General features: G+C 75.2%; 20 protein-coding genes and 1 pseudogene. 12 read left to right on the top strand and 9 right to left on the bottom strand.

Features of this window, described 5'->3' with window-relative positions; all coding sequences use genetic code 11:
* Window positions 1-12: 12 nt before the first annotated feature.
* The gene (locus tag KIK08_RS21785) at window positions 13-1,263 is read left to right on the top strand and encodes a GNAT family N-acetyltransferase (protein WP_308257794.1); all 1,251 of its coding nucleotides are present in this window, start codon (window positions 13-15) and stop codon (window positions 1,261-1,263) included.
* 36 nt (window positions 1,264-1,299) lie between these two features.
* On the opposite strand, the gene KIK08_RS21780 is transcribed toward KIK08_RS21785, so the two are convergent.
* Window positions 1,300-2,244 (bottom strand): 5'-3' exonuclease, encoded by a 945-nt coding sequence (locus KIK08_RS21780; RefSeq protein ID WP_214405075.1) that lies wholly within the window; start codon window positions 2,242-2,244, stop codon window positions 1,300-1,302.
* Between the two features lie 58 nt (window positions 2,245-2,302).
* Between KIK08_RS21780 and KIK08_RS21775 the strand changes: the two genes are divergently transcribed.
* Window positions 2,303-3,472 carry a M24 family metallopeptidase gene (locus KIK08_RS21775; protein WP_214405065.1) on the top strand — a complete coding sequence of 390 codons (1,170 nt, stop codon included), beginning with the start codon at window positions 2,303-2,305 and terminating at the stop codon, window positions 3,470-3,472.
* Between the two features lie 19 nt (window positions 3,473-3,491).
* Here KIK08_RS21775 and KIK08_RS21770 read toward each other — a convergent pair whose 3' ends face one another.
* Window positions 3,492-4,559, bottom strand: a complete 1,068-nt coding sequence (locus KIK08_RS21770) for a GDSL-type esterase/lipase family protein (RefSeq protein ID WP_308257793.1) — start codon at window positions 4,557-4,559, stop codon at window positions 3,492-3,494.
* Window positions 4,560-4,867: 308 nt separating this feature from the next.
* Between KIK08_RS21770 and KIK08_RS21765 the strand changes: the two genes are divergently transcribed.
* The 7 genes and pseudogenes from KIK08_RS21765 (at window position 4,868) to KIK08_RS21735 (ending at window position 11,482) form a co-directional block, all read left to right on the top strand.
* Complete coding sequence (locus tag KIK08_RS21765) at window positions 4,868-5,071, top strand: PspC domain-containing protein (protein WP_308257792.1); 204 nt, start codon at window positions 4,868-4,870, stop codon at window positions 5,069-5,071.
* Between the two features lie 36 nt (window positions 5,072-5,107).
* On the top strand, window positions 5,108-6,652 hold the full coding sequence (locus KIK08_RS21760; RefSeq protein ID WP_308257791.1) for an amidohydrolase: 1,545 nt from the start codon (window positions 5,108-5,110) through the stop codon (window positions 6,650-6,652).
* Window positions 6,653-6,878: 226 nt separating this feature from the next.
* Window positions 6,879-7,688, top strand: coding sequence for a PIG-L deacetylase family protein (locus KIK08_RS21755; RefSeq protein WP_214405063.1), 810 nt, complete (start codon window positions 6,879-6,881; stop codon window positions 7,686-7,688).
* 141 nt (window positions 7,689-7,829) lie between these two features.
* Window positions 7,830-8,327, top strand: coding sequence for a DUF1353 domain-containing protein (locus tag KIK08_RS21750; RefSeq protein WP_214405062.1), 498 nt, complete (start codon window positions 7,830-7,832; stop codon window positions 8,325-8,327).
* Window positions 8,328-8,395: 68 nt separating this feature from the next.
* A complete protein-coding gene (gene lnt, locus KIK08_RS21745; protein ID WP_308257790.1) occupies window positions 8,396-10,069 on the top strand; it encodes an apolipoprotein N-acyltransferase in 1,674 nt (557 codons plus the stop codon).
* A pseudogene (locus tag KIK08_RS21740) lies at window positions 10,062-10,778 on the top strand (polyprenol monophosphomannose synthase); the annotation flags it as partial. The gene lnt and the pseudogene KIK08_RS21740, both read left to right, overlap by 8 nt.
* Window positions 10,779-10,951: 173 nt before the next feature.
* A complete protein-coding gene (locus tag KIK08_RS21735; RefSeq protein WP_214405060.1) occupies window positions 10,952-11,482 on the top strand; it encodes a phosphoribosyltransferase in 531 nt (176 codons plus the stop codon).
* A 92-nt stretch (window positions 11,483-11,574) separates the two neighbouring features.
* Here KIK08_RS21735 and KIK08_RS21730 read toward each other — a convergent pair whose 3' ends face one another.
* The 4 genes from KIK08_RS21730 to ligD all read right to left on the bottom strand — a co-directional run bounded on the left by KIK08_RS21730 (window position 11,575) and on the right by ligD (window position 16,455).
* A complete protein-coding gene (locus KIK08_RS21730; RefSeq protein WP_214405059.1) occupies window positions 11,575-11,919 on the bottom strand; it encodes an RNA polymerase-binding protein RbpA in 345 nt (114 codons plus the stop codon).
* A gap of 323 nt (window positions 11,920-12,242) precedes the next feature.
* The gene (locus KIK08_RS21725) at window positions 12,243-13,550 is read right to left on the bottom strand and encodes an MFS transporter (RefSeq protein ID WP_308257789.1); all 1,308 of its coding nucleotides are present in this window, start codon (window positions 13,548-13,550) and stop codon (window positions 12,243-12,245) included.
* Window positions 13,551-13,670: 120 nt separating this feature from the next.
* A complete protein-coding gene (locus tag KIK08_RS21720) occupies window positions 13,671-14,477 on the bottom strand; it encodes a glycerophosphodiester phosphodiesterase family protein (protein WP_214405058.1) in 807 nt (268 codons plus the stop codon).
* Between the two features lie 28 nt (window positions 14,478-14,505).
* Window positions 14,506-16,455, bottom strand: coding sequence for a non-homologous end-joining DNA ligase (ligD, locus tag KIK08_RS41840; RefSeq protein ID WP_308257788.1), 1,950 nt, complete (start codon window positions 16,453-16,455; stop codon window positions 14,506-14,508).
* Between the two features lie 83 nt (window positions 16,456-16,538).
* Between ligD and KIK08_RS21705 the strand changes: the two genes are divergently transcribed.
* Window positions 16,539-16,730 (top strand): (2Fe-2S)-binding protein, encoded by a 192-nt coding sequence (locus KIK08_RS21705; protein ID WP_214405057.1) that lies wholly within the window; start codon window positions 16,539-16,541, stop codon window positions 16,728-16,730.
* 130 nt (window positions 16,731-16,860) lie between these two features.
* Window positions 16,861-17,346: a bacterioferritin gene (bfr, locus tag KIK08_RS21700; protein ID WP_214405056.1), complete on the top strand. Its 486-nt coding sequence runs from the start codon at window positions 16,861-16,863 to the stop codon at window positions 17,344-17,346.
* A gap of 48 nt (window positions 17,347-17,394) precedes the next feature.
* On the opposite strand, the gene KIK08_RS21695 is transcribed toward bfr, so the two are convergent.
* Window positions 17,395-17,757 (bottom strand): YybH family protein, encoded by a 363-nt coding sequence (locus KIK08_RS21695; RefSeq protein ID WP_214405055.1) that lies wholly within the window; start codon window positions 17,755-17,757, stop codon window positions 17,395-17,397.
* A gap of 61 nt (window positions 17,758-17,818) precedes the next feature.
* On the opposite strand from KIK08_RS21695, the gene KIK08_RS21690 reads away from it, so the two are divergent.
* Window positions 17,819-18,829, top strand: coding sequence for a helix-turn-helix transcriptional regulator (locus tag KIK08_RS21690; protein ID WP_214405054.1), 1,011 nt, complete (start codon window positions 17,819-17,821; stop codon window positions 18,827-18,829).
* A 39-nt stretch (window positions 18,830-18,868) separates the two neighbouring features.
* Here KIK08_RS21690 and KIK08_RS21685 read toward each other — a convergent pair whose 3' ends face one another.
* On the bottom strand, window positions 18,869-20,359 hold the full coding sequence (locus KIK08_RS21685) for a serine/threonine-protein kinase (protein ID WP_214405053.1): 1,491 nt from the start codon (window positions 20,357-20,359) through the stop codon (window positions 18,869-18,871).
* A 109-nt stretch (window positions 20,360-20,468) separates the two neighbouring features.
* Window positions 20,469-21,564, bottom strand: a 1,096-nt coding sequence (locus KIK08_RS21680; RefSeq protein ID WP_214405052.1) for a serine/threonine-protein kinase, incomplete at its 5' end; no start/stop codon positions are given.

Genomic DNA, 21,564 nt, shown 5'->3' with positions numbered 1-21,564 from the left:
GCATCGCGGTACGTGACGACTCTGCATCCGACCACCCACGACGTCCGGGCCCTGCGCGAGGACGAGTTGCGCGGGGCGCACGCACTGTTCGGTGCCGCGCTGCTGCACGGCCCGGTGTCCGACGAGCAGTGGGAGCGGGCGCGGGGCCTCTACGCCCCGGGGCGCGCGTTCGGCGTGCACGACGGTCCGGCGGAGGGTGCGGCGCTGATCGGTACCGCGATGTCCTTCCCGGTCGAGGTGGCGGTGCCGGGTGGGGCGGTGCTGCCGACGGCGGCGGTCACCCGGGTCGGGGTGCGGGCCGACCGGACGCGGCGCGGGGTGCTGAGCGCATTGATGCGCCACCAGTTGGGCGAGGCAGCCGCCGCGGGCGACGTGCTGGCCTCGTTGCGGGCCACCGAGGGGCGCATCTACGGGCGCTTCGGCTACGGGGTGGCCACGCGGGGTCGCAGCGTGCGGGTCCGGCGGACGGGTGGGTCGGGGTGGCGTGCGGGGGCTCCGGTGGGCGGTGCGGTGCGGTTGCTCGCCGCCGATGAGGCGCTGGCGACCCTGGGGGCGCTGCACGAGCGGATCGGTCTGGGGCGCGCGGGTGGGATGACCCGGACGGCGCCGTGGTGGCGGCTGGGGCTCGGTGCGCTGCTGGCGGAGCGCACCCTGGTCCTGGCGGCGGTGCACACGGGCCCGGACGGGGACGACGGGTACCTGGTGGCCACCGTGGACGACTCCCGGGGCTGGGACGACCGGGTGCTCGAGCTGCGCGATCTGCACGCCGCCTCGGCGGAGGCGTCGGCGGCGCTGTGGCGCTTCGCGCTGGACGTCGACCTGGTCTCGGCGGTGCAGGCGCGGCAGCGCCCGCTGGACGAGCCGCTGGATCTGCTGTTGGCCGACCCGCGCGACTGCGCGGTCACCGACGTCCACGACGAGACGTGGCTGCGGATCGTGGACGTGCCCGCCGCGCTGGGCGCGCGCCGGTTCGGCGGGGCCGGGCCGGTGCTGCTGGCCGTGCACGACGCCGTGCTGGGGGCCAACGGCGGCGTGTACCGCATCGCCGGTGGCGAGGTGCAGCGGGTGGGTGAGCTGGGTGGGGCGGCGACGCCGGACCTGGAGTGCGACGCGGCCGGGTTGGCGATGGCCTACCTCGGTGACCGGTCGCCGTCGGAGCTGGTGGCGGCGGGGTGGTGGCGGGCGTGGTCGCCGGACGCGGTCGCCCGGGCCGACGCCGCGTTCGCCACCGGGCGGTTGCCGTGGTGCGGGACGAACTTCTGACCGCCGCCGGCGCCGTCGCGTGCTGTTCCGAGGTGTCTAGGCTGCGGCCTTGGCCAGGGCCTTGCGCAGCCGCTCGACGCAGCTCTCCAGGCCCCAGCGCCGGGCCAGGGCGTCGAGGGCGTCGTCGTCGGCGGGGGCCGCGGGCAGGGTGTCGGCGCGGTCGAGCTCGACCGGGGCGTCCAGCGCCACCCGCACCACGGGCTCGACCACCGACAGGTACGCGGCGGCGGCGGCGAGCTTGGCGCGAACCGGGGCGGCCAGGCGGGTGTCGGTGCGGTCGGTGACCGCGGCCCGCAGCGCGGCCCAGGAGTCGAAGCGCCCGACCAGGGTCGCGGCGGTCTTGGCGCCGATCCCGGGCACGCCGGGCAGGCCGTCGGAGGGGTCGCCGCGCAGCATCGCCATCTCGGCGTAGGCCTGCCCGGCCCGCGCGGCCGGCACCCCGTACTTGGCCGCGACCTCGACGGGGTCGAGCAGTTCGGCCTTGTTCAGCCCGCGCCCGATGTAGAGCAGGCGCACCGGTACCGGTTCGTCGCGCACGATCTGCATGAGGTCGCGGTCGCCGCTGACGGCCAGCACCGGGTCGGTGCGCTCGGAGTCGGCGAGGGTGCCGATGACGTCGTCGGCCTCGTAGCCCACGGCGCCCGCGGTGGCGATGCCGGCCGCGGCCAGCACCTCCAGCAGCACCGGGACCTGCGGGGCGAGCAGGTCGGGCACCTCCTCGGGCAGCCCGGCCGGGGCGGTCTCGGGCTCGCCGGGCACCCGGTGGGCCTTGTAGGACGGCAGTGCCTCGACCCGGAACGCGGGGCGCCAGTCGAGGTCGAGGCAGGCCACCAGTCGTGTGGGTCGTTGCTCGGTGACCAGCCGGGAGACCATGTCGGTGAACCCGCGCACCGCGTTGACCGGCGTGCCGTCGGGGGCGGTGATCGTGTCCGGGACGCCGTAGAACGCGCGGAAGTACATGCTCGCGGCGTCGAGGAGCATGAGGGGCTTGCCCGGGCCAGCATTCACCCGGCCAGCTTGCCCGAATACCCTGACCGCCATGACAGCGGCGCCCCCGAGTTCCCCCGCCGAGTCGACCGGAGCGTCGGCCGGAGTGTCGATCGAACTGCTCGCCGACCGCCTGCGGCGGGCCGGCGACGTGGCCGCCCGGCACGACGTCGACCTCCTGCTGATCACCCCCGGCACCGACCTGCGCTACCTGCTGGGCATCGGCGGGGAGTCCCACGAGCGGCTCACCTGCCTGGTGCTGCCGGCCACCGGGCACCGGGCCCCGCCTGCGCTGGTGGTGCCGAAGCTGGAGGCGCCCGGCCTGGCCGGGGTCCCGCTCGACGAGCTGGGCATCGAGGTCGTCACCTGGGCCGACGGCGAGGACCCGCACCTGCTGGTCAGCGACCTGGCCGGGGGCCCGACGCGGCTCGCGGTGGCCGACGCGATGCCCGCCGCGCACGTGCTGGGCCTGCGCGACGCGCTGCCCGAGGCGGCGCAGGCGCTGGCCGGTCCGGTGCTGCGCGAGCTGCGGATGCGCAAGGACGCCGCGGAGGTCGCCGAGCTGCGCGCGGCCGGGGCGGCGATCGACCGGGTGCACGCCCGGATGGGTGAGTTCCTCACGCCGGGGCACACCGAGGCCCAGGTGGGTGCCGACATCGCGGCGGCGATCGTGGCCGAGGGCCACACGTCGGCGGCGTTCGTGATCGTCGGTTCCGGGCCCAACGGGGCCAGCCCGCACCACGACGTGTCCGACCGCGAGATCGCCCCCGGCGACGTGGTGGTCATCGACATCGGGGGGCCGCTGCCCAGCGGCTACTTCTCCGACTGCACCCGCACCTACGCGGTGGGCGCCGAGCCGGCGGCGTCGGTGCGCGAGGCCTACGCGGTCCTGCGGGCCGCCCAGGAGCGGTCGGTCGCGGCGGTGCGCCCGGGCGCGACGGCCGAGTCGATCGACGCCGCGGCCCGCGAGCCGATCGCCGATGCGGGTCTGGGCGATCGGTTCATCCACCGCACCGGCCACGGGATCGGGTTGGACGTGCACGAGGAGCCCTACATCGTGGCGGGCAACGCGATCGCGCTGGAGCCGGGCATGGCGTTCAGCGTGGAGCCGGGCGTGTACTTCGCCGGCGAGTGGGGCGCGCGGATCGAGGACATCGTGGTGGTCACCGAGGAGGGCGGGGAGCGGCTGAACAACCGCTCCCACGACCTCGTGGTGCTCTAACCCGTGGTGCTCTAGCCGCTCACGCCGCGGGCGTCTGCACGGTGCGCTGCACCTGCAGGCGCCCGTCGACCGGGACGCAGCCGGCGGCCGGCAGCGCGGAGCGGACGAACTCGCCGACGCAGCCGGCGAACGCGGCGTGCCCGGCGGCGGAGGGGTGGAACGACTCGGCGGCCACGTGGTAGGCGGCGGCGTCGAGGCCGCCGTAGGCGAACGCGTGGGCGTCGACGGTGATCCGGCGCTGCCACTCCTGGGCGGGGTCGACCCGGGAGCAGGCCTCGAAGCCCTCGGTGGCGCGCGCCATGTCCAGGAACCGCGCCCCGGTGCGCTCGGCGACGCCGGCGAGGGTGGCCGACAGCCGCGGGAACAGCGTGGTGCGGCCCCAGCCGGCGTCGGCGCGGCTGTAGGGGCAGCCGATGAGCGCGGGCACGCCGACCATGTGCTCGGTGGAGGCCGAGGCGTAGGAGGCGAGGACGAGGTCGTAGGCGTCGCGGCGGTAGCCGGCGCGGTCCATGGCCCGGCGCACGTCGCCGACGGCGTGCTCGACCTTCGCTGCGGTGGCGGCCATGCGCTCGTCGAGCAGGGGGCCGATGGTCTCGCGGCAGGGCGGCGTGGTGACGTCGAGGAACGCGCGGATGCAGGCGATGGCGGTGTCGACGAGTGCGGCGTCGTCGTTGCTGCCCAGTTGCACGAGCACGGTGGTGACCCGGTACTCGGTGGCCACCGCGACCAGCCGCTGGGCCTGGGAGCCCTCGGCGTTGTCGGTGCCGGCGCCGAAGGCGACGTCGGCGGAGTCGGCGCCCGAGCAGGCGAGGTTGACCGAGCGGTCGGCCAGGCCGGTGCGGTGGACGTAGGCGTGCGGGGAGCGGTGGCACCAGTTGCCGCCCTCGCCGCGGGTGCCCTCCTCGTAGTCGCCCGCGCCCTCGCCGGAGGCGACGCTGTCGCCCAGGGCGACGACGGCGGTGGGGCGCGTGTCCGGGCCGGGTGCGGCGGCGGCGGGCGGGCCGAGCAGGGCCACGCCCAGCAGCGCGCAGGAGGCCAGCGCCGCGACGGTCGCGGCGGGGCCGGGGAGGCGGGGAGTCCGGGTCACGGGCAGGACGCTAGGGCGGGGGCGACCCCCTGGCCATGGCGTTGTCGACACCTGTGGACAGCTCGGCCGCCTTTCGCCCGACCGGGGGATGTGGGCGCGCACGCAGCGTCGGCGGTGCCGCCCCGACGGCCCATCCGGGGGTGGGCGGGGCGGGAGATCGGGGTCGGGTCAGGGTCATCACCGAGGATCCGCAGGTCGCGCGGCGGCAGTGTGGGTGTCGGGAACATCGCAACCACGCGGGTTCTGGATAACCGCCCGACAACTCGGGAACCCCCACCGGGAAGCCACCCGAGAGAAGGAGTCACGACGTGACGACGCCCGCCACCCGCAGGACGCTCACCCGACCGCGGAACGGCCGGATGATCGCCGGTGTCTGCGCCGGCCTGGCCGAGCGCTTCGGCTGGAGCACGTTCATGGTCCGGCTGCTGTTCGTGCTGTCGATCGTGCTGCCCGGCTCGCAGGTCATCGTGTACGCGATCCTCTGGCTGCTCATGCCCAACCGCGACTACTGATCGTCGGGTGGCCGCCCCGTCCGGTAGACAGACGGGGTGCCGCGCACCCTGCTCGTCGGCGCCGGGGTCCTCGACCCCGGCGCCGACCCGTCTCCCGCCCCGGGTGCCGTCGAGGTCGACGGCGCGGTCGTCACCTGGGTCGGCGGCGCCGCGGAGGCCCGTGAGCGCCCCGGCCGGGTGCTCGACCTCACCGGGGCGACGATCACCCCGGCGTTCGTCGACGCCCACGTCCACGCCACCGCCACCGGCCTGCTCGTCGACGGGCTCGACCTGACCGGCTGCCCGTCGCCGCGGGCGTTGCTCGACGCGGTCGCCGCCCGGGTCGCGGCGCGCCCGGGCGCGCTGGTCTGGGGCCACGGCTGGCAGGAGCTGGGCTGGCCCGGGCCCGCTCCCGACCGCGCCGCCCTCGACCGGGCCGCGGCCGGGGCGCCGGTCTACCTCAGCCGCATCGACGTGCACTCCGCGCTGGTGTCCAGCGCGTTGCTGGACCGGGCGCCGGCCGCCGTCGGGGCCCGCGGCTTCGCCGACGCCGCGCTGAGCACCCAGGCCCACCACCACGTCCGCCGCGCCGCGCTGGCCGCCGTCGACGAGGCGACCCGCGGGGCCGCCCAGCGCGCGTTCCTGGCCGACGCGGCGGCCCGCGGCGTCGGGGTGGTGCACGAGTGCGCGGGTCCGGACATCTCCTCGGTCGCCGACCTCGCCGCGCTGCTGGCGCTCTCGGCCGAGCTCGGGACGCGGGTCGTGGGCTACTGGGGCCAGCCGGTGCGCACCGCGACCGAGGCCCGCGACCTGCTGGCCGCCACCGGCGCGCACGGGCTGGCCGGTGACCTGTTCGCCGACGGCTCGCTGGGCTCGCGCACGGCCGCGTTGCGCGCCCCCTACCGCGACGAGCCCACCCACTGCGGGCACCGCTACCTCGAACCGGACGCGATCGCCGCGCACGTCGCCGCGTGCACCGGGATCGGCGTGCAGGCGGGGTTCCACGTGATCGGCGACGCGGCCGCCGACGCCGTGCTGGCCGGGCTGACCGAGGCCGCCCGGCGCACCGGCACGGCCCGCCCGCACCCGCCGCACCGCCTCGAGCACCTGGAGATGCTCGACCCCGCCCAGGCCGTGCAGCTCGCGGCGCTCGGCGTGGTGGCCAGCGTCCAGCCGCTGTTCGACGCGTTCTGGGGCGGGCCGGCGGGCATGTACGCCGAGCGGTTGGGCGCCGGGCGCGCCGCCGGGATGAACCCCTACGCGCGGCTGCGCGACGCCGGGGTGGTGCTCGCCCTGGGCTCGGACGCCCCGGTGACCCCGGTCGGGCCGTGGGCGGCGGTGCGCGCCGCTGTCGAGCACCGCACCCCCGGCTCCGGGTTGACCGCGGCGCAGGCGCTGGCCGCGCACACCGTCGGCGGGCACCGCGCCGCGGGCGACCGCTCGCCGCTGGCCGGGCGCCTGGTGGCCGGCGCTGCGGCCTCCTACACCGTCTGGGACGGCACGGCGCCGCTGGACGGCGCGTCCGGCGCGCCGCGGTGCCTGCGCACCGTGCAGGACGGCCGGACGCTGCACGACACCCTGGACGAGCGACCGGGCGGGTGATCCATCCCTGCCGGGGTGTGGCACCATACCCGCCGTGACGGACCGGACGACCACCGCGAGCGCGGCCCCGCAGGGCCTGTGCCGGTGTCCGGGCTGCTGTCGCTGCTGTCGCAGCTGAACCGCATCCCGCTCCCGTCCGTCCCGGCCGCTCCGGCCCCGCACGTCTGCGACGTCCCCCGTGACCACTGCGTCGAACCCTGCTCTGTCGATTCCTGCGCCGATTCCTGTGCCGACCTCCCTGCCCGAACCCGACCTGCGCGGACACACCGTGCTGGCCCTGCACGCGCACCCGGACGACGAGTCGATCTTCACCGGGATCACCCTGCGCCGGCTCGCCGACGCCGGCGCCCGCACCGTGCTGGTGATGGCCACCGCAGGCGAGCTGGGCGAGTCCCGGGTGCCGCTGCGCCCCGGGGAGACGGTGCCCGAGCGCCGCGTCGCCGAACTGGAGCGCTCCGCCGAGCTGCTCGGGGTGTCGCGGCTGGTGCTGCTGGGCCGGCGCGACTCGGGCGCGCCCGGCGGCCCGGCCAGCACCCACCACCGGGCGCTGGCCCTGGGCGACCCGCTGCAGCTGGCCCGCCGGGTCGCCGAGATCGGCGACGAGGAGGGCGCCTGCGCGCTGCTGCACGACGACGAGCACGGCGTCTACGGCCACCCCGACCACCGCACCGCCTTCCGCATCGGCGCCGCGGCCACCGACCTGCTCGGCATCACCGGCTACGGGGTCACCGTCGACCGCGAGTACCTGCACCTGAGCGAGGGCGGCCCGCACCTGGTGCACGGTGCGGCGGCGTGGGCCGCGGTGCCCTACGGGCGGGCCACCTGCGAGATCGCGCTGGCGGTCACCGGCGACCAGGCGCACCTGGCCTGCAAGCGCGCGGCGATCACCGCGCACGCCAGCCAGCTCGACGAGTCCGACGTGCCGGTGGAGGGCTTCGCCGACACCTACGGCTACGAGTGGTTCCGCCGCCGCGGCCGCGCCGGCCCGGGGGTGCTCGACGCGCTGGGCAACGCGCACCTGTTCGCCACCGCCTGATCCACCCCGCCTGATCCACCCCGCCTGATCCACCCCGCCTGATTCACCCCGCCTGATTCACCCCGCCTGATTCACCCCGCCTGATCCACCCCGCCTGGCAGGATCACCGCCGCCCGAACCGTCCCCGGGAGGTCCGCAGCCGTGCCGTTCACCAGCGACGAGCTGTCTGTGCGCGCTGTCGACGACGACACCTGGGAGCTGCTGGTGGCGCTGGTCTACCAGGGCCGCGACGAGCGGTTCGTGGTGCCGGCGGGGTTCCGCACCGACTTCGCCTCGGTGCCGCAGGCCGTGCAGTGGCTGGTCCCCACGACAGGGCGCTACACGCGCTCGGTGGTGCTGCACGACTGGCTGTGCGGCGACCCCCTCGCCGAGGGGCGGCTGTCCAGCCACGACGTCGACGGCATCCTGCGCCGGGTGCTGCGGGAGGAGGGCGTGCCGCTCGTGCGGCGACGGCTGATGTGGGTGGGGGTCCGCTGGGGCGCGCTGGTCGACCCGCTGCGCCGGCCGGGCTGGCTGCGCGACGCCCCGGCCGTGGTCGCGCTGTCCGTGCTGGCCCTGCCGTTGGTGGCGCCCACGCTGCCGGTGCTGGTGGCTCTGGCGGTGGACCGGCTGTTCTCCGGCTCCCCGCGGCGGCGCTGAACGAGGCGAGGCCGGTGGGGCGGCTGCCGTCACGGTGTGCCTACACCGGACACGTACGCTGCTGATCCGTGGCCGCACCCGCCGTCGATCCGAGCGCCGAACCCGCCGCCGAACCGGGCCCCGACCCCGGCCGGCGCCGCGGCGGGCGGTTGCGCAGGCTGCTGACCAGCCGCGAACCCGGTCCGGGGACGGGTCCGACGTGGCTGTGCCTGCGGCTGGCCGCGTCCGCGGGCGGCGGCGTGCTGCTGTACTTCAGCTTCCCCCCGTACTCGACGTGGTGGCTCGCGCTGCCGGCGTTCGCGCTGCTGGGTCCGGTGCTGTGGGGTCGGGGGGCGCGCGGCGGCTTCGGCTACGGCTTCCTGTTCGGGGTGGGCTTCCTGCTGCCGCTGCTGCAGTGGACCTCGATCTACGTCGGCCCGGTGCCCTGGATCGCGCTCACCGTCGCCGAGTCGTGCTTCATCGGCCTGGCCGCGGCCGCGATGGCGGTCGTGTCCCGGCTGCCGGGGGGTCCGCTGTGGACCGCGGCGGCGTGGGTGGCGGGGGAGGCGCTGCGCGGGCGGGTGCCCTTCGGCGGGCTGCCGTGGGGCCGGGTCGGCTTCGGCCAGCCCGACGGGCCGCTGCTGCCCATCGCCGCGATCGGCGGCGAGCCGCTGCTGTCCTACGCCGCCGTGCTGGCCGGCCTGGCCGCGGGTGAGCTCGTGCGCAGGCTCGTCGTGCACCGCTCGGCGGTGGTGGGCAACCCGGCGATGCCGGCGCTGGCCGTGGCCGCGGCGCTGGCCGCTGGTCCGCTGGCCGGGTTGGTGCCGCCCACCGCGGGCACGCCCCAGCGCAGCGTGACCGTCGCCGCGATCCAGGGCAACGTGCCCCGCCTCGGGCTGGACTTCAACGCCCAGCGCCGCGCGGTGCTCGACAACCACGTGAAGGTGACCCGGCAGTTGGCCGACGAGGTCGCCGCCGGTTCCCGCCCGCAACCGGACATCGTGATCTGGCCGGAGAACTCCAGCGACATCAACCCGATCCGCAACCCCGACGCCGCGGCCGCCATCGACGGCGCCGCCCGCGCGATCGGTGCGCCGATCCTGGTCGGCACCGTGCTGACCAACCCCGACGCCACCACCACCAACTCGTCGCTGGTCTGGGAGGCCGGTACCGGACCGGTGGCGCGCAACGACAAGCGCCGCGTGCAGCCCTTCGGCGAGTACATCCCGTGGCGCGGCTTCTTCCGGCTGTTCTCCTCCTACGTCGACCGGGGCGGCAACTTCGTCGACGGCACCGGCTCGGGAGCGGTCGACATGGCCGGGGTCCGGGTCGGCGACGTCATCTGCTGGGAGGTCGCCTTCGACGACCTGGTCGCCGACAGCATCGACGCCGGCGCCACGCTGCTCGCCGTGCCCAGCAACAACGCCACCTTCGGGCTGTCGAACATGACCTACCAGCAGCTGGCCATGTCGCGGGTGCGCGCGGTCGAGCACGACCGCCCGGTCGTCGTGGCCACCACGAGCGGGGTGAGCGCGATGATCGCCCCCGACGGCACGGTCACCCAGCGCACGGGCCAGTTCGAGCCGGGGATCCTGGTCGATCAGCCGACGATGAAGGACACCACTACGCTGGCCACCCGGTGGCGATCCGCACCCGAGTGGGTGCTGGTCGCGTTGTCAGTCGTGGCCGTCGGCATCGGGGTCGTGGCCCGGCGGCGCGGCGGTCGACACAGCAGGCGCGGCAGGAAGGACGAGCATGGCTGAGCCCACGGGGGCGGTACTGGTGGTCATCCCGACCTACGACGAGCGGGACAACCTCCGACCGCTGCTGGCGCGGCTCCACCGGACGGTTCCGGACGCCGCGGTCCTGGTCGTGGACGACGCCAGCCCGGACGGGACCGGTGAGCTGGCCGACGAGCTGGCCGGGCAGGACCCGCGGATCTCGGTGCTGCACCGCCGCGAGAAGGCCGGGCTGGGCGCGGCGTACCTGGCCGGTTTCGCGTGGGCCATGCGCCGCGAGTACGGCGTCGTCGTGCAGATGGACGCCGACGGCTCGCACCCGCCGGAGGCGCTGCCGGCGATGCTGGAGGCGCTCGGCGAGGCCGACCTGGTGATCGGCTCCCGGTACGTGCCCGGCGGCGAGGTCCGCAACTGGCCTGCGCACCGCGAGTGGCTCTCCCGCGGTGGCAACCTCTACTCCCGCCTCGCCCTGGGCGTCCCCATCCGCGACGTGACCGCGGGCTACCGGGCGTTCCGCCGCCAGGTGCTCGCCGAGCTCGACCTGGAGGCGGTGGCCTCGCAGGGCTACTGCTTCCAGATCGACATGACCTGGCGGGCGCTGCAGGGCGGGTTCCGCGTCGTCGAGGTGCCGATCACCTTCACCGAGCGCGAGCGCGGCACGTCGAAGATGAGCGGCGCGATCGTCGGCGAGGCGCTCTGGCAGGTGGCGCGCTGGGGGACCAGGCGGCTGCTGCGCCGTCCCGGCCCGCCCAACGGTGTGCGCGACGCCGCGCCGCCCGCGGACGAGACCGGCCCCGAGGAGGCGCCCGCGGCCCGTCAGGCGCCGGAGAAGACCACCACGGCGGCTCCCGCGGCCGCGCCGGCGCGCGCCGACGACGACGCCGTCTCCGACGGCCCGGTGCGCGCGTGAGCGCCGCGGAAAGCACCAGTACCGCCGAGGTCGCGCCGGAGCGCGAGACGCTCACCTGGGAGCTGTTCGGCACGGCGAGCCGCGAGCTGGCCCAGATGGTCGCCGACGACGGCTACCGGGCCGACATCGTGCTGGCGATCGCCCGCGGCGGGCTGTTCGTGGCCGGTGCGCTGGGCTACGCGCTGGACGTGAAGAACCTGCACGTGGCCAACGTCGAGTTCTACACCGGCGTCGACGAGCGGCTGCCGGTGCCGATCATGCTGCCGCCGGTGCCGAACAAGCTCGACCTGTCCGGGGCCAAGGTGCTGGTCGCCGACGACGTCGCCGACACCGGTGCCACGCTGAAGCTGGTGCGCGACTTCTGCGAGGGCGAGGTCGCCGACGTGCGCTGCGCGGTGGTCTACGAGAAGCCGCACAGCACGGTGCGTTGCGAGTACGTGTGGCGGCGCACCGACCGCTGGATCAACTTCCCGTGGTCGACGCGGCCGCCGGTGGTGCGCCGCGCCGGCCAGGTCCTCGACGCCTGAGGATGCGGGCCCGTGCGGTGCCCGCACACGCAAGAGCCGGGCCACCCCGAGGGGATGGCCCGGCTCTTGCGGCGTGGAGGCGGTCGGTGCGCTCAGGCGATGTCGCGGCGCCGTTCGGCGAGCAGCTCGAGGCGCTCGTTGAGCAGTACCTCGAGGTCGGCCACCGACCGGCGCTCCAGGAGCATGTCCCAGTGCGTGCGCGGCGGCTTCGCCTTCTTCTGCTCGGGCTCGGTGCCGTCCACCAGCTTGGAGATGCTGCCGTGCAGGCGGCACTCCCAGGTGATCGGCGGCTCGGCGTCGTTCGCGAAGGGCACTTCGAAGTCGTGCCCGCGCGGGCACGCGTAGCGCATCGACTGCCGCGGCGCGAGGTCGTGGTTGCGGTCGGTCTCGTAGCTGACAGCCCCGAGCCGGCTGCCACGGAGCACGCGGTCGGCCATGCGTCATCCTCCCCTTCACCAGCCGAGGGAGCCTCCCTCGGCCTTCACCACCGGGTGTAACGTCTACCCAGCTGACGTATTCCCGGACTCGACGGGCGACTCCCGACGAGGTGTCGGTCGTAACGTGACCGACACCGGAAGTTTGCCGCCCTGATCGGTGAGTGTCCCCTATGACGCCCGGTCCCACACGCCGTTGTGACGCGTCTGCCAGATGTGACTTATGTCACTCTCGGCACATCAATGTTTACATGCAAACCCACCTCACGTACCGGACAAACCGCCCTATCCGGGCATTGTGCTCGCGTCAGGGGCGTGAAGTGCGCCTACTTCTCGGCGGCGGCGTGCGGCGGCGGCTGCACCGGCCACAGCGCCACCAGCCCGGCACCCAGCACCAGCAGGATGCCCACGATCCCGGCCCGCTGCGCGCCGAAGATCGAGGTGAACACCCCGAACAGGGCCGGCGCCAGGAACGACACGGCCCGGCCCGTCGTGGCGTACATGCCGAACAGCTCGCCCTCGCGACCGGGTTCGGCCAGCCGGGCCAGGAACGTGCGCGACGACGACTGCGCCGGCCCGGGGAACAGGGTCAGCAGCAGCCCGAACACCCAGAACATCGTGGGCCCGGAGACGAACAGCAGGACCACACCGGTGACCAGCATCCCCAGCAGCGAGCCGACGATCACCGGCTTGGGACCGACCCGGTCCTCCAGCCGGCCCCCGACCAACGCGCCCAGCGCCGACATCACGTTGGCCGCCACCCCGAAGATCAGCACGTCGGCGGCGCCGATTCCGTACACGGCGACCGCGAGGATCGCGCCGAAGGTGAACACCGCGTTGAGCCCGTCGCGGAACAGGGCGCTGGCGGCCAGGAACCACACAGTGTGCGGGCGGCGCCGGTAGATCGCGGCCAGGTCGGCGAACAGCTTGCGGTAGGAGCCGACGACGCCCAGCCGCGGCGCCCGGTCCGGGTCGGCGGGGATCTCCGGCACCGCCAGCGCCAACGGCAGCGCCGAGACCAGGAACCACCCCGCGGCCACGAGCGCGACCACCCGGACGGGGAAGCCGTCGTCGGTGGGCAGCCCGAGCAGGCCGCCGTCGCCGGAGATGAAGCCGTAGTAGGCGACCAGCAGCAGCACGATGCCGCCGAAGTAGCCCATCGCCCAGCCGAAGCCCGAGACCCGGCCCATGTTCGCCGGCGTCGACACCTGCGTCAGCATCGCGTTGTAGGACACCTGCGCCAGCTCGGCGAACACCGAACCGACCGCCAGCAGCACCAGCCCGAACCACAGGTAGGAGTAGTCGTCGCGGACCCAGAACATCGCGACCATCGTCACGACCGTCAACGCGGTCCACACCAGCGTCGACATCTTGCGCCGGCCCGCGGAGTCGGCCCGCTGCCCGATCACCGGGGCCAGCAGGGCGATCACCAGCCCGGCCCCGCCCACCGCGTAGCCCAGCGCCGCGCCGGCCTCGGGGCGCCCGTCGCCGACGCCGTCGGTCAGGTAGACCGAGAACACGAACGTCAGGATCACGGCGTTGAACGCCGCCGACCCCCAGTCCCAGAAACCCCAGGCCAGGATCCGGCCGCGGGACACCGGGGTGACCGCGTCCGCGGCCGGGGGGGTGCTCACGCGCGGAGCGTAGCGCCGCGTCCCCCGGGGGTGGACGCGGGCGCCACCCACCGTGACCGGCTGCGACGACCGCCGCGGACCGTCCAGCCGGTCGGCCGCCGCCGGCCCCTCGCCCGCCGCTCAGCCGGGCCAGTCGCCGCGCTCGCGCAACACCGAGCGCAACAGGTCCGGCCGGTCCGACAGCAGCCCGTCGACCCCGAGGTCGAGCAGCTCCACCATCTCGGCCGGGTCGTCCACGGTCCACACGTGCACCTCGCGGCCGCTGTCGTGGGCCACCCGCAACAGCGCGGCGTCGACCACGGTCAGCGGCCCGATCCGACGGGGCAGCTGGGCCAGCCGCCCCCGCGCCGGCGGCGCCGGCAACCGCGCCAACGGACCGGGCAGCGCGTCGAGCCACGCCCGCGCCCGCAGCCCCACCGCATCGCGCTGCGACATCGACGTGCACAGCCGCGGACCGCCCCCGACCCGCGCGCTGCGCAACCAGCGGTGGTCGTAACCGCCCACGCACACCCGGTGCCAGCTGTCGGTGCGCTCCAACAGCCCCAGCAGCGGCGCGACCACCGCCGCCGACTTCACCTCGATCGTGATCCGCATTCCGGGCAGCTCGGTCAGCACCTGCTCCAGCGCCGGGATCGGCTCCCGCCCGGCCACCCGCAGCAGAGCCAGCTCGGCGGCCGGCAGCGCGGCGATCGGCCCACCACCGTCGGTGGTGCGGTCGAGCGTGGCGTCGTGGTGCACGACGACCACGCCGTCGGCGCTGGCGTGCACGTCCAGCTCCAGGTACCCGAAGCCCTCCTCGGCGGCCCGGTGGAACGCCGCCAGGGTGTTCTCCAGCCCGGCCAGCTCGTCGACGTGCCAGCCGCGGTGCGCGTAGGCGCGCGGGTAGGGGCCGTCGAAGTAGGGATGGCGCGGGCTCGGGCGCTGCATGCGCTGAGCCTGTCAACCACCTCCGCCCTCACCCGCGCCGGGGCAGGTGCTGACCCTCCTGGTCGAGCAGCCCGACCATCAGGTCGCCGTGCTCGGCGATGCGCGCGGGCAGGTCGTCGGCGGTGAACACCAGGTCGTCGGGCCGGCGGCACCCCTCGACCTCCGCCCAGGTCAGCGGCGTGGCCACGGTCGGGCGGGCCCGCCCGCGCAGCGAGTAGCTGGCGATCGTCGTCTTGTAGGGGTTGTTCTGGCTCCAGTCGACGAACACCTTGCCCCGCCGGCGGGCCTTGGCCATCACCGCGGTGACCGACGACGGCGTCTCGCGGGCCATCGCCTCGGCGACCGCCTTGGCGAACTCCGAGGTCTGCTCCGCGCGCGACACCGACACCGCCAGGTACAGCTGCATGCCCTTGCCCCCGCTGGTGCGCGGGTAGCAGGTCAGCCCGTCGTCGGCGAGCCGGTCGCGGATGCGCACGGCCACCCGCGCGCAGTCGACCACCGTCGTGCCCTCGCCCGGGTCCAGGTCGAACACCACCAGGTCCGGCAGGTTCCGCCCGTCGCGCGGGCCGACCCGCCACTGCGGCACGTGCAGCTCCAGCGCGGCCAGGTTCGCCGCCCACGCCAACCCCTCCTCGTCGGAGAGCACCGGGAAGTCGGCGGTCTCCGACCGCCCACCCGGCGTGCCGACGCGCGCGGTGCGGATCCAGTCCGGGGCGTGGCGCGAGACGTCCTTCTCGAAGAACGACCCCCGCTCGACGCCGTCGGGCCAGCGGACCATCGTCACCGGGCGGTCGCGCAGGTGCGGCAGCATCACCTCGGCGACCGCCAGGTAGTGGGCCAGCACGTCGGCCTTCGTCGTGCCGGTGAGCGGGTAGAGGACCTTGTCCGGGTTGGTCAGCCGGGCCCGGCCCACGCTGCGCCGGGTCGCCCCGCCCGCACGCTGCGGCGTCGATGTCGGCGTCGATGTCGGCGTCGATGGGGTCGGGGCCGAGGCCTCCTCCGCGCCGGTCGCCACCTCCACCCAGTCCGGCGAGCGCCGCCCCACCTCGTAGGTCGAGTCGTCCCGCTTCGCCACCACGTGCGGCAGGCCCTGCGCCGCGGCCGCCCGCACCACCTCCGCCCCGCCGCCGGGGAACGCCGGCGCCACCCGCCAGCGCGCCCCGGCCGGCGCCAGCCGCTCCAGCAGCTCGCGGCGCCGCGCGAACGGCAGACCGCGCACGTCGCGCCCGTCCAGGTGCAGCAGGTCGCCGATCCACAGCTCGCAGCCGCCCGCGCGCTCGGTCAGCTCGCCGTCCAGCAGCACCTCGGTGGCACCCAGCGACGGCCCCAGCTCGCGCAGCTGCGGCACCGCGAGCTCGTCGCCCTCCTCGTCGGTGATCCGCGCGCGACCGCCTTCCACCCGCACCACGACCCGCCGGCCCCCGAAGCCCACCTGCAGCGTCCAGGCCCCGTCGCGGGGGAGCGGGCCGGGGGTGGCCAGCATCGGGCGCGTATCGGCGGGCAGCGGCTCGTACTCGGGCGCGGGGTCCGAGCGGCGCAGCAGCCACTCCTCGCGCCGCTCGCCGCGGTCGGTGCGGATGAACACGAACCGGCCCCGCGCCCGCTGCCCGCTCATCCGGACGATGACCTCGCGGGAGTTCCACTTCTCGGTCTCGTAGGTGCCGGTGTCCCAGATCGTCATCCGCCCGCCGCCGTACTCGCCGGCCGGGATCTCCCCGGAGAACTCCAGGTACTCGATGGGATGGTCCTCGGTGCGCACCGCGAGCCGCACGGTGCCCGGCTCGGCCGGCAGCCCCTTGGGTACCGCCCAGGACGCCAGCACCCCGTCGCGCTCCAGGCGCACGTCCCAGTGCAGCCGGCGGGCGTGGTGCTCCTGGATGACGAACCGGTCGTCGCGGCCCGCGGCGGGCTCGCCCTCGGGCACCGGCTCGGGTGTGCGGGCGGCATCGCGCTTGCGGCGGTACTCCTCCAGCGGCACGGAGCACAGGCTATCGGCCACGGGGGCTTGCGCTGACCCGCGTGCACAGCTGAACATAGGCTCACCTAAAGCTAGGAGTGGCTATGTTCGTGTGCATCTGCGCGGCCGTACCGGACGCCGAGGTCCGGTCGTGCATCGCCGGCGGCGCCCGGACCGTCGAAGAGGTCGGCGACGCCTGCGGCGCCGGGACCGGCTGCGGTTCCTGCCACGGCCGCATCGACACCTTCCTGCTGGCCGCGCAGGACCCCACGGTCGGCCTGCCGCGCACCGCCTGAGGCTCGCCTCGGCAAGGGCCAGCTTGCCCTCTGGCAGGCCATCCTTCCTCGCGCACCACTCCTGACCAGCGCTAACGTTGCCCGTCGTCACCGTGACGGGCAACGAGACAGAGGGAATGGGGACGCGGCCATGAAGGGCGACCCGGAGATCATCGCGCTGCTCAACGAGCAGCTGACCAGCGAGCTGACCGCGGTCAACCAGTACTTCCTGCACGCCAAGATGCAGCAGAACTGGGGCCTGACCAAGCTCGCGGCCTACACGCGCGCGGAGTCGATGGACGAGATGCGCCACGCCGAGCGCATCACCGACCGCATCCTGCTGCTGGAGGGCCTGCCCAACTTCCAGCGGCTGTTCTCGCTGCGCATCGGGCAGAGCGTCGGGGAGATGCTGGAGTCCGACCTGGCCGTCGAGCGCGAGGTCGTCGACCGGCTCCGCCCGGGCATCACGATGTGCCGGGCGAAGGGCGACCACACCACCGCCACGCTCTTCGAGGAGATCCTCGCCGACGAGGAGCACCACATCGACTACATCGAGACGAACCTGTCGCTGCTGGAGCGCCTGGGCGAGCAGCTCTACCTGGCCCAACTGGTCGACCAGCCGCCCACCGCGGGCTGAGCACCGCCGCCTCCGGACCCGGCGCGCCGGGTCCGGAGGCGGGTCGGGCTACGGGATCAGCGCCGGCTGGTCCACGACCCACCGCCACGTCCCGTCCGGCTGCCGGCGGGCGATCTCCACGGTCACCTCGCCGGTGGTCAGCGTGCTCGCGGTGAGCGCCAGGTCGCCGCTGACCAGTGCCGGGTGCTGCCGGCCCGGCACCAGCACCGGCGCCGCCGCCACGAACCGCTCGTAGACCGCGCGGATCTGCGCGTGCCCGCTGGCGAGGCTGCCCGGCGGGAACGCCAGCACGGCGTCCGGCTCGTACAGCGCCACTAGCCCCTCGACGTCGCCGGCGTTGCCGCGCTCGATGAAGTACCGCCCCAGGTCGTTCGGCTCGATGGCCGCGGGTGTGTTCGTCGTGCTCGTCATGGGGATGAGACTGCCGACCAATCACGACATCTGGTGTCGTGTATTCGGATAGGGTCCGCGCATGCGTGCCGACCGGTTGGTCTCGCTCGTGCTGCTGCTGCGCCAGCACGGTCGGCTCTCGGCGCCGGCGCTGGCCCGCGAGCTGGAGGTCTCCACCCGCACCGTGCTGCGCGACATCGACGCGCTGTCCGCGGCCGGCGTCCCCGTCTACGCCGAACGCGGCCGCCTCGGCGGGTTCGCCCTGCTGCCCGGCTTCCGCACCGAGCTCACCGGGCTCAACCACGACGAGGCACTCGCCCTGCTGGTCGCCGGGTCGCGGCGCGGCGCGCAGGCGTTCGGGCTGGGCTCGGCGCTGGCCTCGGCCATGCGCAAGGTCGTCGACGCGCTGCCCGAGAGCGACCGGGCCACCGCGGCGGGCGCGGCCCGGCGGCTGCTCGTCGACGCGGACACCGACCTGCTCGCCCGCTCGCGGGACGTCGAGGAGCTGCCCGACACCGTGGTCGGCGAGGTCCGGCGGGCGGTGCTGGCCGGGCACAAGCTGCGCATCCACTACGCCGCCGCGGACCAGGCCCCCCGGTGGCGCACGGTCGACCCCATCGGCCTGGTCACCGCCCGCGGCCAGGGCTACCTGCTGGCCACCAGGTCCGGCGCGGAACGCACCTACCGACTGTCCCGGGTCCTGGCCGCCGAGGAGCTCACCGAACCCGCGCAGCGACCCGAGCGCGTCGACCTGGACCGGGCGTGGAAGGAGCGCAGCGCCCGGTTCCGCAGCGGCGGCGACCAGGTCACCGTGCGGCTGCGACTGCACCCGGCGCGGTGGGGCGAGCTGGTGGGCACCGCGCTGGCCGTGCGCACCACCGACACCGCCGCCAGCACTGACACCACCAACACCGCCACCGCCGCTGACACGGCCGGCTGGCTGCGGGTGGAGGCGACCTTCCAGGACCGCCGGCACGCCGAGTGGATGCTGTGGCAGCTGGCCACCGACGCCGAGGCGCTCGACCCGCGGTGGCTGCGCACCGCGCTGCACGAGCGCGCCGCCGCGATCACCGCCCGCTACGCGACCGGCTGATCAGCTCGCTTGTGTGCTCGGCTTGTTTTGTTCGGCCCGTCATTCGGCGCAGTGCGGCGCGGACAGGTAGGCGCCCTGGTAGTCCTCGGGCAGGTCGACGTTCTGCATGAGGGTGGCGGCCAGCGCCAGGTTCCGGGTCCCGTCGGTGAACCTCTCGATCCCGGCCGAGTACGCCTGCACGGTCAGCGGATCGGCCGCCTGCACCGTGTCGCGCCCGTCGACGAACGCCTGCCGCGCGCTGGTGAACTCCTCGACGACCTGCCGGAACGCCAACCCGGTCGCGTCGTCGGGAGCGGTGTCGCGCAGCACCGTGAAGTCGGCCAGCGCGGTGTCGGTGATCCCGATGACCCGGTTCACCGCGGCCAGGTAGTCGTTGCGGGCGATCACCGGGTTGCCGGTGGGCTCCACGGACAGGTTCGTCTCACCCAGGCTCACCAGCAGCTCGCCGGAGGCGCACAACCGGTCGACGTAGCGGACCTGGGGGCTGTCCGGCGCGAACGACGCAGGGGCGGTGGGCTGCGGGCCCTGCGCGACGGGCGCGGACGTGGTCGGGGTGACCGGGCCGGGATCCCCGGCCCGCGCGGCCAGCATGGTCCCGAGCGTCACACCGCCGGCCACCAGGACGGCGGCGGCCGCCGCGACGGCGATGCGGACGCCCTTGCGCCGCGGTCGGGTGTCGCCGGCGAGCGTCGCGGCGGGGCCCGGTGGCGGTGTGAAGTCGGCCGGCCCCGCCCCGCGCAGCCCGACCGCGATCCGCTGCGCCGTCGGCCGGCGCCCGGGGTCCTTGTCCAGGCAGGCCCGCACCAGGTCGAGCAGCGACCCGGGCACCCCGGACAGGTCCGGTTCGCCCTGCACGATCCGGAACAGCGCCGCGGCCGGCTGGTCGGCGGCGAACGGGCTGTGCCCGGTGGCCGCGAACACCAGCGTCGAGCCCAGCGCGAACACGTCGGTCGGCGGGCCGCCGGTGCCCGTGCCGGAGATCTGCTCGGGCGCCATGTACTCCGGGGTGCCCACCATCTGCCCGGTCCCGGTGAGCTGGGTACCGCCCGCGGACCAGGCGATGCCGAAGTCGATGACCTTCGGGCCGGTGGGGGAGAGCAGCACGTTCGCCGGTTTCAGGTCGCGGTGCACCAGCCCGGCGGCGTGGATCGCACCCAGCGCCTCGGCCAGCCCGTGCGCCAGCGCCAGCACCCGCGCGGGGGGCATCGGACCCGTGGTCGCGACGGCGTCGGCCAGCGACGGCCCGTCGACGAACTCGGTGGCCAGCCACGGCTGGTCGGCCTGCGGGTCGGCGTCGAGCACACGGGCGGTGAACAGCCCCGCCACCGACAGCGCCGCGGAGACCTCCCGGCGGAAGCGGTGCCGGAACCCGGTGTCCCCGGCCAGGTCGTCGCGGATCACCTTGACCGCCGCGCGCCGCCCCTCCGGGGTCCGGCCCAGGTACACCCGGCCCATCCCGCCGACCCCGAGGCGGGCCTCGAGCCGGAAGCGACCCAGCCACTCCGGGTCGTCGGGCTGCAGGGGCTCCACGCCGGCCAGCCTAGAGACCGACCCCGCGGCGCACGTCAGCGAGATTACGCATCACGCTCGGTGACCGACGCGGTGGGTGACCCGGCACGGGATCAGTCATTGCACGGGGTCAGTCATTGCAGTGCGGGGCGACCGACGCGGCGCGCAGGTACTCGTCGGGGATCGTCATGGCCTGCACGATCGTGCCCGCGAACAGAAGATTGCGGGTACCCGCGGCGAACCGGTCGGTCGCCGACGCGTACTCCGGAACGCCCAGCTCGTCGGCGTCGCGCACGGTGTCGCGGGCCTCGGTGAACGCGGTGCGCGCGTCGGTGAACTCCTCGACGATCTGCCCCAGCGCCACCTCCAGGTCGGGGGTGGGGGCGTCCTCGCGCAGCGCGGTGAAGTCGACCAGCACCGACTCGGTGACCGCCAGGGAGCGCTCCAGGGCGCCCAGGAAGTCCCGCCGCGCCGCGACGGGGTCGTCCAACGCGGGCGGGGGGACGACGGCGCTGCCGGCGATGCTGCTGACCAGGTCGCCCGAGCCGCAGAAGCGGTCCATGAACACCGCCTCCGGGCCGCGCGGGTCGATCGGCGGACCGGGCGGCGGACCGGGCACCGACGCCGGCGCGGCCGCCGGCGTGACGGCGGGGGCGCTCGCGGGGGGAGCGTCGAACGGGTCGACCAGCACGAACGCCGCCGTGCCCGCCCCGGCCAGCGCGAGCACGGCCGCCGCGACCACCAGCGCGGTCCGCAGCCGGCGCGGGGGCCGGGCGTCCGACGGCGCCACCGGGTCGGCCCTGCGCTCGTGGTCGAGCGCGAGCGGTGCGCCCGTGCGCAGCGAGGCAGCGATCTGCTGGGCGCTGGGCCGGCGCCGCGGGTCCTTGTCCAGGCACGCCGCCACGAGGGAGCGCACCGACCCGGGCACCCCGCTCAGGTCGGGCTCGGTCTGCACGATCCGGTACAGCACGGCCGCGGTGCTGGGCGCGGCGAACGGGCTGTGCGCGGTGGCCGCGTAGACCAGGATCGTGCCCAGGGCGAACACGTCCACCGGCGGGCCGGCGGGGCCGGTGCCGGAGATCTGCTCGGGCGCCATGTACTCCGGTGTGCCCACCGCCTCACCGGTCGCCGTCAGCTGGGTGCTCTCCGCCGACCAGGCGATCCCGAAGTCGATGACCTTCGGGCCGGTGGGGGAGAGCAGCACGTTCGCCGGTTTCAGGTCGCGG

Origin of the sequence: Pseudonocardia lacus, from assembly GCF_018531445.1 — a bacterium.
Classification (GTDB): domain Bacteria; phylum Actinomycetota; class Actinomycetes; order Mycobacteriales; family Pseudonocardiaceae; genus Pseudonocardia; species Pseudonocardia lacus.
Note: the sequence above shows the minus strand (reverse complement) of the source record. Positions and strands in the feature narration are given on the sequence as shown.